The organism is Rugosimonospora africana (assembly GCF_016862975.1).
Lineage (GTDB): Bacteria > Actinomycetota > Actinomycetes > Mycobacteriales > Micromonosporaceae > Rugosimonospora > Rugosimonospora africana.
Genome location: NZ_BONZ01000073.1, coordinates 47,429 through 62,715, shown reverse-complemented (window position 1 = coordinate 62,715; position 15,287 = coordinate 47,429). Strand labels below are relative to the sequence as shown.

12 protein-coding genes are annotated in these 15,287 nt (G+C 73.5%); 3 read left to right on the top strand and 9 right to left on the bottom strand.

The window, feature by feature from the left end; genetic code table 11:
• Positions 1–9 precede the first annotated feature (9 nt).
• The 4 genes from Raf01_RS34800 to eccD all read right to left on the bottom strand — a co-directional run bounded on the left by Raf01_RS34800 (position 10) and on the right by eccD (position 3,796).
• Positions 10–309 carry a WXG100 family type VII secretion target gene (locus Raf01_RS34800; protein ID WP_203922340.1) on the bottom strand — a complete coding sequence of 100 codons (300 nt, stop codon included), beginning with the start codon at positions 307–309 and terminating at the stop codon, positions 10–12.
• 145 nt (positions 310–454) lie between these two features.
• Entirely contained in the window at positions 455–781 is a 327-nt protein-coding gene (locus tag Raf01_RS34795) for a WXG100 family type VII secretion target (protein WP_203922339.1), read from the bottom strand.
• Positions 782–956: 175 nt separating this feature from the next.
• A complete protein-coding gene (gene eccB, locus Raf01_RS34790) occupies positions 957–2,408 on the bottom strand; it encodes a type VII secretion protein EccB (protein ID WP_203922338.1) in 1,452 nt (483 codons plus the stop codon).
• Between the two features lie 2 nt (positions 2,409–2,410).
• Positions 2,411–3,796, bottom strand: a complete 1,386-nt coding sequence (gene eccD, locus Raf01_RS34785) for a type VII secretion integral membrane protein EccD (protein ID WP_203922337.1) — start codon at positions 3,794–3,796, stop codon at positions 2,411–2,413.
• 164 nt (positions 3,797–3,960) lie between these two features.
• Here eccD and eccCa point away from each other — a divergent pair, with 164 nt between their 5' ends.
• A complete protein-coding gene (gene eccCa / locus Raf01_RS34780) occupies positions 3,961–7,908 on the top strand; it encodes a type VII secretion protein EccCa (protein ID WP_239134208.1) in 3,948 nt (1,315 codons plus the stop codon).
• Positions 7,909–7,932: 24 nt separating this feature from the next.
• Here the strand turns inward: eccCa and mycP are convergent, their stop codons facing one another.
• From mycP to Raf01_RS34755, 5 genes are all read right to left on the bottom strand, one after another.
• Complete coding sequence (mycP, locus tag Raf01_RS34775; RefSeq protein WP_203922336.1) at positions 7,933–9,120, bottom strand: type VII secretion-associated serine protease mycosin; 1,188 nt, start codon at positions 9,118–9,120, stop codon at positions 7,933–7,935.
• 202 nt (positions 9,121–9,322) lie between these two features.
• A complete protein-coding gene (locus tag Raf01_RS34770) occupies positions 9,323–10,276 on the bottom strand; it encodes a PfkB family carbohydrate kinase (RefSeq protein WP_203922335.1) in 954 nt (317 codons plus the stop codon).
• Positions 10,273–11,883: a purine-cytosine permease family protein gene (locus tag Raf01_RS34765; protein WP_203922334.1), complete on the bottom strand. Its 1,611-nt coding sequence runs from the start codon at positions 11,881–11,883 to the stop codon at positions 10,273–10,275. Before Raf01_RS34765 ends, Raf01_RS34770 begins: the two co-directional genes overlap by 4 nt.
• 14 nt (positions 11,884–11,897) lie before the next feature.
• Positions 11,898–12,947, bottom strand: coding sequence for an ADP-ribosylglycohydrolase family protein (locus Raf01_RS34760; RefSeq protein WP_203922333.1), 1,050 nt, complete (start codon positions 12,945–12,947; stop codon positions 11,898–11,900).
• Positions 12,948–13,002: 55 nt separating this feature from the next.
• The gene (locus Raf01_RS34755; protein ID WP_203922332.1) at positions 13,003–13,707 is read right to left on the bottom strand and encodes a GntR family transcriptional regulator; all 705 of its coding nucleotides are present in this window, start codon (positions 13,705–13,707) and stop codon (positions 13,003–13,005) included.
• Between the two features lie 153 nt (positions 13,708–13,860).
• On the opposite strand from Raf01_RS34755, the gene Raf01_RS34750 reads away from it, so the two are divergent.
• The gene (locus tag Raf01_RS34750; RefSeq protein WP_203922331.1) at positions 13,861–14,040 is read left to right on the top strand and encodes a hypothetical protein; all 180 of its coding nucleotides are present in this window, start codon (positions 13,861–13,863) and stop codon (positions 14,038–14,040) included.
• Entirely contained in the window at positions 14,037–15,245 is a 1,209-nt protein-coding gene (locus tag Raf01_RS34745) for a UbiA prenyltransferase family protein (protein ID WP_203922330.1), read from the top strand. The genes Raf01_RS34750 and Raf01_RS34745 overlap by 4 nt, the downstream gene beginning before the upstream one ends.
• Positions 15,246–15,287: the final 42 nt, after the last annotated feature.

Sequence of the window (15,287 nt, the reverse complement as noted above, 5' to 3'; positions counted from 1 at the left end):
CGGAACTCCTCAGCCCTGCCAGATGCTGGTGTTCTGGCGCTCGACCTGCTGGTACATCTCGTGGGCGTTGCCCATGTGCACCTGCGCCTTGGCGAGTACCTCGGCCATGTGCGCGAACGCCTTGTCCCAGTCCGACTTCACCTGCACATATGCCTGCTGGGCGTCACCGGTCCACTGGCTCAGGCTCTGGTCGAGCTTCGCTCGCAGTTCGTCGATCGCCGACTTGGCCGCCGTGTATGCGACGCCGAGGTCCGTTTCGGCCTGCTGCAGCGTCTCGTACTGAATCTTCAGGAATCCCGGGTCGGTCATGTCAGGCTCCTCTGGTATCTGGCGGCCACTTTCCGACGGCTACGCCGCTTGACCGGCCCGCCCACAAACCAGGCGGGCCTGGCGGCCACATTTTGACGGCTACGCCGCTTGACCGGCCCGCCCACAAACCAGGCGGGCTTGCCGGCTATATCCCACCGCCGCCGTTGAGCAGCGAGGCGATCTGGTTGGCGCTCTGGCGTTCCTGCTCCATGGTCGCCTCGTACTGCTTGGCGGTGTGGGTCAGCGCCTCACGGATCCGTTCCAGGCCACCGATGATTTTCTGGAAGTCGCCGTCCCACTCGGTCATCGTGTTGCGGAACAGGGTCGCCGCGGCCGACGTGTAGCCGCTGGAGGTGGCCGCGATGGACTGCTGGATGTTGCCGCGGATCGTGGCGAGTGCCTGCCCCGCGTTGTCGACGTGGCGCGACGCCTCGGCCATGGCCGAGGTTTGCGCGCTGGTTTCGCCCGCCATCTTCCTGTCCCCTCATCCCGTCGAGGATCGCCGAGCACGAATGCCACCGGGCACGGATGTCACCGGGCACGGACGTTGCCGAGCACGGATGCCGTCGAGCACCGTTGTCGCCGAGGTGTCGCCGACAGATGTGTAGCACACGGTCACCGGCGGCATCGCGAACGTTCATGTGGATTCATCGAATCGTACTTGTTTTAGGGGACGGCTGGCTTGGGCCGAACGGTTGCGTCAGCGCCGCGGCATCTTCCGCCAGCGTCGGTCCGGTCGGGAACAGGGCCAGCATGCCGACCGGTACCGGCACCGGCGACACGTCCTTGAGCCCGAGGTCGCCGAGCACTCCGGTGCCGGCGACCGGGAACTTCACGCCGAGATCGGTGATGAGGTACACGGTTCCGGTGGTCACGCCCTGCGCGGGCAGCGCGCGGACCACCGCGCCGTGCCCGGGCGGGATGGCGAACCCGTCCGCGACCGGCGTGCCGAGGCCGTCGACGGCCACCGGTGGCACACCGGTGAGGGTCTGCACCGGAGTGGGCACAGTGGACACCGCCGGGGGTTGGTTGGCGTCGGTGACCGACGCGCAGACCGCGACGGCGGTGGTACCGGTGTCGACCAGCCGGGGTGGCTGGGCGGGCAGCTGGCTGGTGGTCGCCGGTGACGTGGCGGACCGTGGCGTCGCGGTCAGGTCCTGCTGGGTCAGCGGCAACGCGGTGACCCGGCCGTCCGGGTACGCGGCGGCACTGGCCGGGCTGGACAGCAACAGGGTCAGCTGGAGCGCGCTGATCGGGGCGAGCCCGTCGCCGAGCATCACGTACCCGGTCGGTCCGGCCCCGATCCGGAACAGCTGGCCGACGGTGCTGGGCCGGCCGCCGATGGCCGGGCCGGTCGAGCCGGCGCCCGGGATCGTGGGAGGGGCCAGGTCGGGCCCCTGGGGTACCGCGTTGACCCAGGCGTCTCCGACGGGCAGCGGCGGTACGGCCGCGTAGCCGAGGGCGGCCGGCACGTAGCTGTCGGCGGCGAGGCGCAGCCGCGAGCCGTTCCAGATCAGGAACTCGTCGTGCTCGGCGTCGCTGACCAGGACACCACCGCCGGGCGGAAGCGGGCTGCCGCCGGGCGGCCGGCCGGTGCTGACTTTGACGATCGGGTGCGGCGTGCCGGTCTGATCGGTGGCCGGCGCCGAGCAGGCGGTCCAGCCGTTCTTCACCACGTCGGCCGGCGCCGGCAGGGAGTCGGGGGCACCGGGGATGCCGATCGGGGCGCCGCGTGGGGTGTGCCCGAGGTCGCCGCGGGAGACCTCGACGAGGCCGCCTCCGCGCAACACGAGCAGGGCGGAGGCGTAGTTGAGCACGGGGTGGAGGGTGCCGCCGCGGTACACGTACCGGGTGCCGGTCTCCCGCTCCACGATGATGGACTTGCCGTCCTTCCAGGACGCGCCGCCGCCGGGGCGGACCACGCCGAACAGCGCGACGGCGGCCAGCACCACCACCGCGACGGCGATGCTCGCGGTGACCCCGCTGGACATCCGGCGCAGCGGGCCCTCGGCGGAGTCGTAGTCGTCGCGCAACAGGGCCGCGGTCTGTCGCCGGGCGAGGAACCGGTACGCCTGGAACTGGTCGCGTCGGGAAACCACGGTCAGCCGACCACCGAGCGGAGGTAGGCGTAGACGCCGAGGACCGAGAGCACCAGCGGCACGGTGGCCACGGCGACGACGATTTCCACGATGTCCAGCAACCGGGCCCGCGGCGGCGAGGGTTCCCGGGTGGGCCGCGCGGTGAGGCCGGTGACCACGAACGCGGCGATCAGCGCGGCCAGGGCCAGCCCGGCCCGGCCCGGCCTGCTGGTCAGGTGGGTGGCGAGCAGCGTGATGAAGCCGCCGGTCGCGGCGAGCGCGGCGAACAGCAGCCAGATCCGTTGCGCGCGGCCGGTGAACGGCCGGGTGCGCAGCAGGGCGAGGGCGGCGGACACACCGGCCAGTGTGGACGGTGCCCAGCCCGGTGCCGCGGCAAGGAACGGTACCGATCCGGCGATCACCAGGGCGATGCCGGCCAGCAGCGCGGTCACGTACCGGTCGGCGATCAGGCTCCGCTCGGTGACCTGGGCGCCGGGCAGCGTGGTGCTCGCCTGGCGCAGGTCCTCCGCGCTGGCCGGCAGGAACGGCGCGGGCAGGCGGGCCAGCCGGTACGCGATGCCGGGAACCATCGGACCGGCGAGGAAGACCAGGCCGAGGGCGAGTGCCGCGACGCCGGCGGCCGAGGTGTGGTCGGCCGCCGCACCGGCGACGAACAGCACCACGGTGACCAGCGCGGCACCCAGGAACGCGGGTTCGCCACCGCCGACCGCGCCGATCGCCAGCAGCAGCGCGACCAGCGCCATGCTGGCACCGGCCAGCAGCGCCGGGCCGCGCAGCCGGGTCACCGGGTCGTTGCCGAGCAGTGCGCACACCCCGGCGAGAAACGCGTACGGGACGGCCGCGCACCCCAACAGCGTCGCGGCCGGGGCGTTGCCGACCGCGCGGGAGAACGCGCCGGCACCCAGCACCAGCAGCAGCGCGGCCAGGCCGGCGGTGGCGGTGGCCAGGTGCCAGGGCGGGCCGGACAGCAGCAGGACGCCGACTCCGGCGCCGAGCAGCACACCGGTGGCGACGAGTCCGGCCAGGCCGGTCGCTGCGGCGTTCCACCGCTGGGTGCGTTCGGCCAGCGTCCAGCCGATCGCCTCGACCACGTCGTCGAAGACCGGCGGCGGCAGTTCGCTGCGGCGCGGGCGCAGATACAGCACCTCGCCGTCCTGGATGCTTAGCGCGGCGGCGCTCTGCCCGGTGTCCAGCGGCCAACCGCCCAGCCGTTGCAGCGCCCAGCCGCCGTGGCCGACGCCGGCGTCGGCCATGTTCTCGCCGGCCTGGCGCAGCAGCGTCGGCAGCAGGTATGCCAGCGGAACGCTCGCCGGCAACGCCACGTCGAACCGGCCCCGGATGCCGACCAACGTCACCCGGCACAGGTCCGCCGCCGGTTCGACGCTCATTGAAACCCCACGCTCATCGAAACCCCACGCTCACCGAAACCCCCTGACAAGCCGTTGGGCCGCCATCACGCACGGTCGGCGGGAACACTATCGGAGACGCGCGCCGCCCGGATACCCTCGACACCGCATCGACGGGCCGACGCACAGAACGGGGCCGCTAAGCCGTGAACGCCACGCCGCCGCGACGCCTGCCGCGCCAGGCCGGACCCCAGGCCCCGCACGGCGAGTTCATGCTGGAACCGCCGCCGGACATGGCCGAGGCGGCCAGCGGCGGGGTCGGCCAGTACCTGCTGTACCTGCCGATGATCGGCGGGGCCGGCGCGATGGTCTTCATGTACGCCGGCCCGGGCGCCACCCCGCTGACCTACGCGGCCAGCGCGATGTACGGGCTGTCCTCGTTCGGCATGGTGGTCAGCCAGTTCGGCCGCAACAGCGGCGACCGCGGCCGCAAGCTGGACGGCGACCGCCGCGACTACCTGCGTTACCTGACCCAGGCCCGCAAGCGGATCCGGGACGCGGGCGCCAAGCAGCGCGAGGCGCAGTTGTGGAACCATCCCGACCCGGACAGCCTGTGGTCATTCGCGATGAGCGCCCGGCGCTGGGAGCGGCGCCCCGGCGATCCCGACTTCGCCGATGTCCGGGTCGCCACCGGATCGCAACGGCTGGCGGTCCGGCTGGTGCCACCGGAGACCAAGCCGATCGAAGACCTGGATCCGATCTCGGCCGGCGCGCTGCGCCGGTTCGTCGGCGCGCACAACACGGTGCCGGAGATGCCGATCGCGGTGGCGCTGCGCAACTACGCGCGGGTCGCGTTCGACGGCGAACCGGAGGCGGTCAGCGGACTGGTCCGGGCCATGCTCGCCCAGGCGGCCACGTTCCACTCCCCCGAGGACCTGCGCGTCGCGATCTGCGCGGACACCGGCCGGATCGCGGCGTGGGACTGGGTCAAGTGGCTGCCGCACGCGCTGCACCCGCAGCGGCGCGACGCCGCCGGTCCGATCCGCATGGTGCGCAACGATCTCGGCCAGATCGAGGCGCTGCTCGGTGAGGATCTGGCCGAGCGGGCCCGGTTCCGGCCGGGTGCCGGCTCCGACCGGGCGCACGTGCTCGTCGTCCTCGACGGCGGCCGGGTGCCGCTCGGTTGCCAGCTCGCGGTCGGTGACGCGCAGGGCGTGACGGTACTGGACGTGCAGGGCATCCTCGGCCGGGCGACCGACCAGCACGTGCTGCGGTTGCGGGTGAGCGCGGAGACCATCGAGCGGGTGACCCGGCCGACCGGCGGGGGCGAGGAGAGGAGCACCGCGGTCGGCGCCCCGGACCGGCTGTCCCTCGCCCAGGTGGACGCGCTGGCCCGGCAGTTCACCGCGTTGCGGATCAGCGGCACGCAGGCCGACGACGGCGCGCCACTGTCCACCCGGTACGACCTGCCGGCGCTGCTGGGCACCGGCGACCTGCGGGCGTTGGACCCCGGCACGGTCTGGCAGCCGCGCGCCAACCGCGACCGGCTGCGGGTGCCGATCGGGGTCGGCGAGGACGGCGCCCGGATCGAACTGGACATCAAGGAGGCCGCGCAGGGCGGGATGGGCCCGCACGGACTGGTCGTCGGCGCGACCGGTTCAGGCAAGAGCGAGCTGCTGCGCACCCTCGTGCTCGGGTTGGCCATCACGCACTCGCCTGAGCAGCTCAACTTCGTGCTGGCCGACTTCAAGGGCGGTGCCACGTTCCTCGGCCTGGAGGAGTTGCCGCACGTCTCCGCGGTCATCACCAACCTGTCCGACGAACTGCCGCTGGTCGATCGGATGCAGGATGCGTTGCGCGGCGAGATGGTCCGGCGGCAGGAGTTGCTGCGCGCGGCCGGAAACTTCAGCTCGGTGCTCGACTATGAGCGGGCCCGGGCCCAGGGGGCGGCGCTGACCCCGCTGCCCAGCCTGCTCGTGGTGGTCGACGAGTTCACCGAGCTGCTCACCCAGAAGCCGGAGTTCGCCGAGCTGTTCGTGATGATCGGACGGCTCGGCCGCAGTCTCGCCGTCCACCTGCTGCTCGCCTCGCAGCGGCTGGAGGAGGGGCGGCTGCGCGGCCTGGAGACCCACCTGTCATACCGGATCTGCCTGCGGACGTTCTCCGCCAGCGAGAGCCGGACGGTGCTCGGCGTACCGGACGCGCACACGCTGCCCAGCGAGCCCGGACACGGGTACCTCAAGTTCGACGTGACGTCGATGACGCGGTTCAAGGCCGCGTACGTCTCCGGCCCGTACGAGCAGCCGTCCACAGTGGAGCAGGTCCGGCGGGAGGTGCCCAGGCACCTCGTCCCGTACGTGGTCGACGAGATCCCGCTCGCCGAGCCGGCCCAGCAGCCGGCGCCGGTGGCCGCGCCCGCCGCCGAGACCGCCGGCGCGCCACGCGTGCTGGATCTGGTCGTGGCCCGGCTGCGCGGGCAGGGCGGTCCGGCGCACCAGGTGTGGTTGCCCCCGCTGGGTGCGCCGACCACGATCGGCGCCCTGCTGCCCAACCTGCACCTCGACCCGGACCGCGGGCTGTGCACCGATGCCCGGCTGCACGGCCGGCTGCAGGTACCGCTCGGCGAGGTCGACCTGCCGTTCGAGCAGCGCCGCGCGCCGCTGGCCGCCGACCTGTCCGGCGCGGCCGGCCACGTGGTCATCGTCGGCGCACCGCAGAGCGGCAAGAGCACCCTGCTGCGCACCCTGATCACCGGTCTCGCGCTGTGCCACACGCCGCGCGAGGCACAGTTCTACGGCCTGGACTTCGGCGGTGGTGCGCTCGGTTCGATCGCCGGCCTGCCGCACGTCGGCGCGGTGGCCACCCGGCTGCAGACCGATCTCGTCCGGCGGATCGTCGCCGAGCTGACCGCGTTGCTCACCGATCGGGAGAAGACCTTCGCCGAGCGGGGCATCGACTCGGTCGCGGCATACCGGCGGGCGCGGCCGGACGACGACCCGTACGGCGACGTGTTCCTCGTGGTGGACGGCTGGGGCATCCTGCGCGGAGAGTACGAGGCGCTGGAACCGGCGATCACCAACCTCGCCGTGCGCGGCCTGTCCTACGGCGTGCACGTGGTGCTGACCGCGGGCCGCTGGGCGGAGCTGCGCCCCGCGCTGCGGGACACCATCGGCACCCGTTACGAGCTGCGGCTGGGCGACCCGTTCGAGTCGGAGGTCAACCGGCACGCCGCGGCGAACGTCCCGGCCGGCGTACCGGGGCGCGGGATCATCAAGGAAAACCTGCACTTCCTCGCCGCGCTGCCCCGGCTCGACGACAAGTCCACTGTGGACGATCTGGCCGACGGGGTGCGGGCGCTGGTCGACTCGGTCGCCAGCACCTGGCCCGGAGCGCCGGCCCCGCCCGTGCGGCTGCTGCCCGAACTGCTGCCGCTGGCCGAGCTTCAGGCCGCGGTACCGGCGGGCGCGGCGGGGCTGGCGATCGGCCTGTCCGGCGAGGACCTCGGCCCGGCGACGCTCGACTTCACCCAGGATCCGCACTTCCTCATCTTCGGCGACACCGAGTCGGGCAAGTCCAACCTGCTGCGCACCGTCGCGGCCGAGGTGGTCCGCACCATGCCGCCGGACCGGGCCCGGATCATCGTGATCGACACCCGGCGCACGCTGCTGGAGGCGGTACCATCCAGCCACCTGATCGCGTTCGCGCACTCGGTGCAGTCGGCCGAGTCGACCGTGCGCGACGTCCGCGAGGCGATGCTTCAGCGGGTACCGGGCCCGGACGTCACTCCGGAACAGCTCCGCGACCGCAGCTGGTGGACCGGACCCGAGCTGTACCTGCTGGTCGACGACTACGATCTGTTGGTCACGCCGACCGGCAGCCCGTTGCAGCCGCTGCTGGACGTGCTGCCGCAGAGCCGGGATCTGGGCCTGCACGTGATACTGGCCCGGGCCACCGGTGGTGCCGGCCGGTCCATGTACGAGCCGGTCCTGCAGCGCCTGCGCGAGCTGGGCACCCCGGGGATCGTGTTGTCCGGCAGCCCCGAGGAGGGGCCGCTGATCGGCAACGTCGCGCCCATGCGGCTGGTCCCGGGCCGGGGCCGGCTGCACCACCGGCGGCACGGCACCCGGCTGGTACAGACCGCGAAAGCGCTCTGAAGCCCGGGTCAGCGGGCAGTAGGGTCAGCGGGCGTCGCGCAGCGCCGAGCGCCAGCCACGGCGGCGGCCCAGCGGGATCAGCACCGCGGTCGCGCCGCCCAGCAGCACCACTCCGAGCGCCGCGCCGGCCAGCGCGTACGCCGTGCCTGACCGATCGGGTTCGGCCGGCCCGGCCGGCGCGGCCAGCGGCACCGGTGACCGGGACGGCGCCGCCAGCGGCTGCTGCCCCTCCTCCGGCAGTACGGCGGTCACCGCCGCGTACGGGTCCACCACGCCCCAGCCGAACTGCCGGTCGGGCAGCGCGCCGGCCGGATGGTCGGCGGTGGCCTCGATCCGGTGCACCACCTGGGCGGCGGACAGGTTCGGGTGGTACGCCCGGACCAGCGCCGCCACCCCGGCCACATACGGCGCCGCGAAGCTCGTGCCGCCCTGCGCGCTGGCGACCAGCCCGGTGCCGCCGGCCCCGGTGCTGATCAGATCCTGGCCGGGCGCCACCACCCCGATGCCGACGGTCTCCGAGTAGCCGGCCCGGTTGCCGGCCGAGTCGATCGCGCCGGCGGCGAGCACGCCCGGGTACACGGCCGGATACTTGGCCGCGTCGCCGTTCTGCGCGTCGTTGCCGGCGGCGGCCACCACCACGATGTTCGCGGCGAGGGCCCGGTTGACCGCCGCGCGTAGCCGCGGATCGTCGCCCGTGGTGGTGGTCGACACGTTGATGATGTCGACCCCCGGGAACTGGACCGCCGCCGAGATCGCATTGGCCAGGTCGTCCACGGCCACCGTGTCGGTGTTGGTCTCCCGGATCGGCACAACCGTCGCGCCCGGCGCGACCCCGGTGAAGCCGATGCCCGACGCTGGCTGTGCGGCGATGATGCCGGCGACGAAGGTGCCGTGCCCGTGGCAGTCGGAGTCGCCGTCGTACGTGTTGGTCAGCACGTCGTACCCGGTGGTGACGTGACCGCGCAGCTGCGGGTGCTTCCCGTCCACCCCGGTGTCCACGACGGCGACCCGCTGGCCCAGCCCGGTCGTCAGCGGCCAGACCCGCTCGACGTCCAGCCGGTTCTGCGCCCACGACCGCTGGGTGAGCCGGGCGGTCGCGGGTGGCCGGCACTGGTCGGCCGCGACCGCGGGCGCGGCCGGCGGCACCAGCACGGGCAGCGCGAGCGCGACGCCCAGCAGGCCGACCCATCGCAACACCCGGCTGCTGGCCACGGCGACCCTTCCCGCTGGACGGACTTGCGCACACGCCAGGATAGTGGCCCCGGCAACCGAAAGCGGACCCGCGAGCCGTCGGCGCCGACCCGGCGCCGCCGCGCAGCGCTGCCGCACGGCGACGCTGTCACACCGCTGCCACACGACGACGCTGCCGCACGGCGCTGCCGCACGGCGTCCCCTGCCGGCGCTACTCCCGGCGCTACCGGCGTGAGGACACCTCGAACGCGTCGATGTCGGCGCCCGCGGGCGCCGTCGCCGAGCCGTCCCGGGTGACCGAGATGGCCGCGCCCACCCCGGCCCGGCGCAGCGCCTCCGGCCAGTCGTGGCCCGCGTGCAGTGCCGCGATCAGCACCCCGGTGTGCGTGTCGCCGGCCCCGGTGGTGTCCACCGCGGTCACCGCCGGCACCGGTACCCGCAGCAACTCCCCCGGCCGCGCGGTCCACACCGCCACGGTCGCCGCGGGACCCCGACGCAGCACGATGAGCGAGCCCGCCCTGCCCAGCCGGGCGGCCAGCGTGCGCGCCGCGGCGGCCGGGTCGTCGGTTGCCGCCAGCAGCGCGGTCTCGCGCTGGTTGAGGGTCAACACGTCGGTACGGGCGAGCACGGCGTCCAGCGGGCCGGCGGGGATCTGGTCGAGCACTGGGCCGGGATCGAACACCAGCAGCGCGGAGGGTGGCAGCCCGCGCAGCCATCCGGCGATGGCCGGCCCGCTGCGCGGGTAGCACAGGTCGTACCCGGACACGTAGACCGCGTCGTCCGGCCGGGCCTCGACCGGGGCGAGCCGCTCGGCGGTGAGCACCGACTCCGCGCCCGGGCTGGTGACGAACGTCCGCTCGCCGTCCGGCTCGATCAGCGTGACCGAGAACCCGGTGTCCGCGTTCGGGTCGGCGTCCAGCAGCACCGGGATGCCGGCGGCGTCCAGGTCCTCGCGGGCCTGCCGGCCGAACGGCCCGGCTCCGAGCCGACCGGCCAGCGCCGCCGGCATCCCGTTGCGTACCGCCGCGACCAGGACGTTGAAGCCGCCGCCGGTCTGCACGTCGGTACGGTCGGCCAACCGGTCGCCGCCGCGCTCGGGCAGCGCCGGTACCGCCATCCGGATGTCGACCAGCACACTGCCCACCAGCAGCAGCCGGCCGGGCCGCGGCGCGCTCACCGGTCGGTCCCGGCGTTCGGCACCGGACCGCCGGCCGGCAGCGGCCCACCCGCTGGCGTGGACGCACCCGCTGGCGCGGAGGCCGGTGCCAGCACCGGTCCGCCGGACGTCCCCGCGCCGGACGTTCCCGCGCCGGCGGAGAGGCCGTCGACTGAGAGGCCGCCGGCGGCCGAGCGCAGTCCCAGCACGGCGTACAGCGCGGCGCTGACCGCGCCGGAGGCCAGCCAGCCCAGACCGTTGACGCCCAGCCAGGTGCCCGCCCACGGGCCGGAGAACCAGACGTCCTGCCCGTTGGACGCGGTGGTGAACAGCAGCCCGATCGCGATGCCGAGCAGCCAGGGCAGCAGCGCTACCCAGCGGATCCCGCCGGTGTACCAGTACCGGCTACCGCGCCGCCGGTCCAGCAGCGCCTCCCGGTCGAACTCCCGCCGGCGGATCATGTCGATGCCGATGGTCGCCGCCCAGGCCGTCATCGGGATGGCCAGCAGGGTCAGGAACGTGGTGAAGGTGCCGTAGAAGTTTTTCGCGATGACGGTGATGTAGAGGCCACCGGCCACGATCAGTACGGCGTCCACGGCGACCGCGGCGGTACGCCGGATGCGGATGCCCGCGGTGATCAGGTTGAGCCCGGACGAGTACATCGACAGGTCGGCGTTGGCGATCAGGCCGATCACCGCGACGATCAGGTACGGCACCGAAAGCCAGCCGGGCAGCGGCCCGCCGATCGCGGCCACCGGGTCGTTCGCGCTGGCCAGCGACGGATCGCTGACCGCCAGCAGGGCGCCCATCGTGACGATGACGGTCAGCGGGAGAACCGAACCGATCGTGGTCGCCGATACGAGCGCCGAGCCGCGGACCCGCCGGGGCAGGTAGCGGGCGTAGTCCGCGCCGGCCGACAGCCAACCGATGCCGGTGCCGGCGGCGATGAAGCCGATCGCGCCGATCAGCGCGGCGGCCGAACCCGGGTGCTGGTGGGCAACCTGGTGCCAGTGCACCTTGTCGATCAGGAATCCGATGACGACCAGGGTGAGGGTACCGAAGATCCAGGTCAGCCAGCGCTGTACCCACATGATGGTGGCGTGGCCGAACAGGCCCACCGACGCGGCGATCACCACGGTCACCAGGAGGGTGATCACGATGAGCGTGTCGCCGCTGCGCAGCCCGGCCCTGCCCAGCAGGTCGACCAGCGCGTAGGCGGCGGTGGTGCAGGTGATGGTCTCCCAGCCGACGAAGGTCAGCCAGGACACGATGGTCGGGCCGACGTTGCCGTGCGTGCCGAACACCGCCCGGGACAGCGTCAGTCCGGGCGCGCCGCCGCGCTTGCCGGTGATGGACAGCAGGCCGACGAGCAGGAACGAGATCGCCGAGCCGACCAGCGCGGCGACGAGCGCCTGCCAGGCGTTCAGGCCCTTGAAGGTGACCAGTGCGGCGCCCTCGGTGATGCCGATGACGCCGATGTTGGCCGCGAACCAGGTCCAGAACAGGCCGAGTGCGCCGCCGCCGCGCTCGCTGTCGGGTACCGGCTCGATGCCCCGGGTCTCGATGCTGCCCGGGCGGTCGGCGCGGACCCCGGTGGTGAGGACTTCCTCGGAGAGTGGAGTGGACATGACGACTCCCTTGTTCAGCCGAGGCCCGGCTCGGGCGGCGTACCGCCGGGATCGGGCCGGGCATCGGTGCCGCCGCGCAGGCCGAGCAGCCGGTCGGCGAGATCGGACAGGTGCAGGTCGGGGTTGGCGGCGGTGAGCTGCTCGACGATCGTCGCGGGGAACCTGCCGGCGCCGTACACCGCGCCGGAGACCGCGCCGGCGATGGCCGCGATCGTGTCGCAGTCGCCGCCCAGGCTGGCCGCGTACCGGGTGACCGCGAACGGGTCGCCGGGAAACAACGAGCAGATGGCCAGGGCGGCCGGTACCGCCTCCTGGGTGGCGACGCCCGCGCCGACCAGGCGGTAGATCAGGTCCAGCGCCTCGCCGGGGTCGCGGCCGGCGACCAGTCCGCGCGCCCAGGCGATCCGGCTGGCCACGTCGGCACCGGCGACGTAGTGCCCGAGACGCCCGCCGATCTCGGCCGCCCGTACCGCGATGTCGAGCGCACCGGACAGGTCGGCGCCGTCGATGCCGGCGCTGACCGCGGCGGCCACCGCGGCGGCGCCGGCGATGGCGATGCCGGTGTTGTGGGTGACCCGGCCGGCCTGCGCCACCCGGGACACCAGCTCGTCCAGCGGCCGCACCGAGAACGCGATGCCGGCCGGGGCGATGCGCATGGCGGCGCCGTTGGTGTCGCCCCAGCGACCGCTCTCCTCCGGCGGTACGCCCCGGTCGAGCTGGTCCAGCGCGCGCAGGGTGGACGGCCCGAGCAGGTCGGCGGAGCCGGCGCCGACCATCCGCTTGTGCCAGTCGCGCAGTTCCCGCGCGAACCGCACCTGGTCGACCCGGCCCCGGCCGTCGATCAGGAGCCGGCCGAGGATGACCGCCTGGTCGGTGTCGTCGGTGACCCGGGCTGCGGGCTGCCCCCGGCTGATCACGTTGTCGTCGGGGGCGGGCCGGAACCCGTCGAGCACGCCGTACCGGGCGGCGATCGTCTCCCGGGGCAGGTACTGGGTGGGCATCCCCAGGGCATCGCCGACCGCCAGACCCAGCAGGGCGCCGTACGCGCGGTCACGGCCCCTCACGGACGGCCCCTAACGGTCGGAGCGGCTTCGCCGCGCTCACCTGGCTGGCGCTCGCTCATCGCAGTTCTCCAAAGGTGGTTTCCAAGCGGAAGTGGTCGGGATCGAGCAGGCTGGTGACCCGTTCGGCGACCCCGCCTCCGGCGACGAACACGGTGCGGGCGGTGTGCAGGAACGGCGCGCCCTCGTCGCGTTCCAGCAGCCGGGCCTGGTCGGCGTCCAGCCTGGCCAGGGACAGGGTTTCCCGGCCGCCGACCGGGTGGATGCCGTGCCGGTGCATGGTCCGCGACAGCGACCCGTCGACCAGACCGTCGCGCAGCACCGCCTCGAACGACGGGCTCCAGGGCAGCCGGCTGCGCTCGTACGAGATGGCACTGCCGGACTCGATGTGCCGGATGCGGTCCACCGCCAGGAAGTCCGGTGCCGGCAGGCTCAGCGCGCCGGCCAGTTCCGGGTCGGCCACACGGTCGAGGCGGACCAGCCGGGTGCTGGTCCGCACGCCGTGCTGGGCCAGGGCACGGGACCAGCCGACGCGCTCGTTGAGCACTTCCCCGTCGTACGTGATGAAGGACCCGGCGCCGGTCCACGTCTCGACGAGGCCGGCGTCCTGCAGGCAGGCGAGCGCCTGGCGGACGGTCGACCGGCTGACCGAGAACTGCTCGGCGAGCTTGACCTCACCGGGCAGGCGCTGGCCGTTTGCCAGCCGCCCGGCCCGGATCTCCTCGGACAGCCGGTCGGCGACCTCCCGATATCTGGCTGGCATTGACCGCTCCTGTCCGAATCTGTACGTACCTGTCTACTGGACAGTAGTGCGCCGGGACGGCCAGCGGCAAGGGCCGGACTGAGTATCTGGTGGGAGCCGGTCTGAGTACCCGGACGGATGCGCCGGACCGGCCCGGCCGCGCCTAATGTCCGTATGACTCATCCCGGTCCTCCCGAACGCCCCCTGCGGAGGGGCAGGACGAACAGCCTCACCTGGATCCTCAGCGTGGTCGGCATCGCCTTCGGCATCGTGTTCGCGGTCGCCGGCCTGGCCCTGGTCGGATTCGCCGTGGCCTTCGTCGCGGCGATGAACTCATACGGGAGCAACAAGTGATCCGCCGGGTGCCGACCTTCCGGGCGCCGAACTTCGGGGCGCTGGGCTTCCGGGCGCTGAGCCGCCGGGTGCGCCTGCTGTACCTGCTCGCCCGGCCGGCGGTCATGGTGCTGCTCGCGCTGTTCACGGCGACCGGACTGGCCCAGGCGGGGCACGGGCAGGACACCTGGGCGCTGGCCCGCGCGCTGGTCGTGGTGGCCGCGTTCCTGCTGTTCTCGGTGGCCTGCAACGACCTCGCCGACGAGGCCATCGACCGGGTGAACCTGCCCGGCGACGCGCGGCGACCGCTGGTCGCCGGCACCGCGAACCGCCGCGAGATGGTGCTCATCGCGTGCGGATCCGCGGTGCTCGCACTCGCCGCGAGCGGCACCCTGCGCTGGCCGGGGATGGTGGTCACCGTCGCGGGGCTCGCCTGCAGCGCGGGCTACTCGCTGCGGCCGGTACGGCTCGCCGACCGTGGCGCGGTCGCGTCGGTGGTGCTGCCGGCCTGCTACGTGGCGGTGCCGTACCTGCTGGGTATCTTCGCGGTCCGGTCTCCGGTACACCCGGCGGACCTGGCCCTGCTGGGCGGCCTGTACGTCGGCTTCATCGGCCGGATCCTGCTCAAGGACTTCCGGGACGTGCGTGGCGACGCGCTGTTCGGGAAGCGCACCTTCCTGGTGCGGTACGGCCGGCGCTGGACCTGCCGGTTGAGCGCGGCCTGCTGGACGGTGGGCGCGGCCCTGCTCGTGGCCGCCGTACCTCGGCCCGGTGCGGCGGGATTCCTGGTGCCGGTCGCCGGCACGGGGTACCTGGCGCTGGCCGCCGGCACGGCGACGTACCTGGCGCTGTCGCTGGGGCTGCTGCGCGCGCTGGCGACCGGAGGGTCCCACCGCCGCGACGACGCGCTGATCGCCGCGCTCGCGATCACCGGCCGGGGAATGGTGGTGTCGGTGCTCGGGTACCTCTCGATGACCGGCGCCGGGTGGCGACCGGGAACCGTCGCGACGGCGCTCGCCGCGCTGCTCGGGCTCATCACCGGGCAGGCGATCCTGATGGCACGACGCGGCCCGACGACCCGCCTCACCGTCCCGGCGGCGATGAGCGAAGCGACCGCCCCGGCAACCGTTTCCCTGGGCTCCGTTTCACCGGACTCCGTTTCACCGTCCAGTGTTGCCTTGGCAACCGTTCCCGCGGACTCCGTTGCACCGGCCTCGCGCGCATGATTCGCTGGACCGGCCCGGGCACGCTGGACCGGCCCGGGCACG

Bases quoted from the DNA above. Each gene is read 5' to 3' on its own strand.
- Raf01_RS34800 (WP_203922340.1), bottom strand. From the start codon at position 309: ATGACCGACCCGGGATTCCTGAAGATTCAGTACGAGACGCTGCAGCAG.
- Raf01_RS34795 (WP_203922339.1), bottom strand. From the start codon at position 781: ATGGCGGGCGAAACCAGCGCGCAAACCTCGGCCATGGCCGAGGCGTCG.
- eccD (WP_203922337.1), bottom strand. From the start codon at position 3,796: ATGAGCGTCGAACCGGCGGCGGACCTGTGCCGGGTGACGTTGGTCGGC.
- Raf01_RS34765 (WP_203922334.1), bottom strand. From the start codon at position 11,883: ATGTCCACTCCACTCTCCGAGGAAGTCCTCACCACCGGGGTCCGCGCC.
- Raf01_RS34755 (WP_203922332.1), bottom strand. From the start codon at position 13,707: ATGCCAGCCAGATATCGGGAGGTCGCCGACCGGCTGTCCGAGGAGATC.
- Raf01_RS34750 (WP_203922331.1), top strand. From the start codon at position 13,861: ATGACTCATCCCGGTCCTCCCGAACGCCCCCTGCGGAGGGGCAGGACG.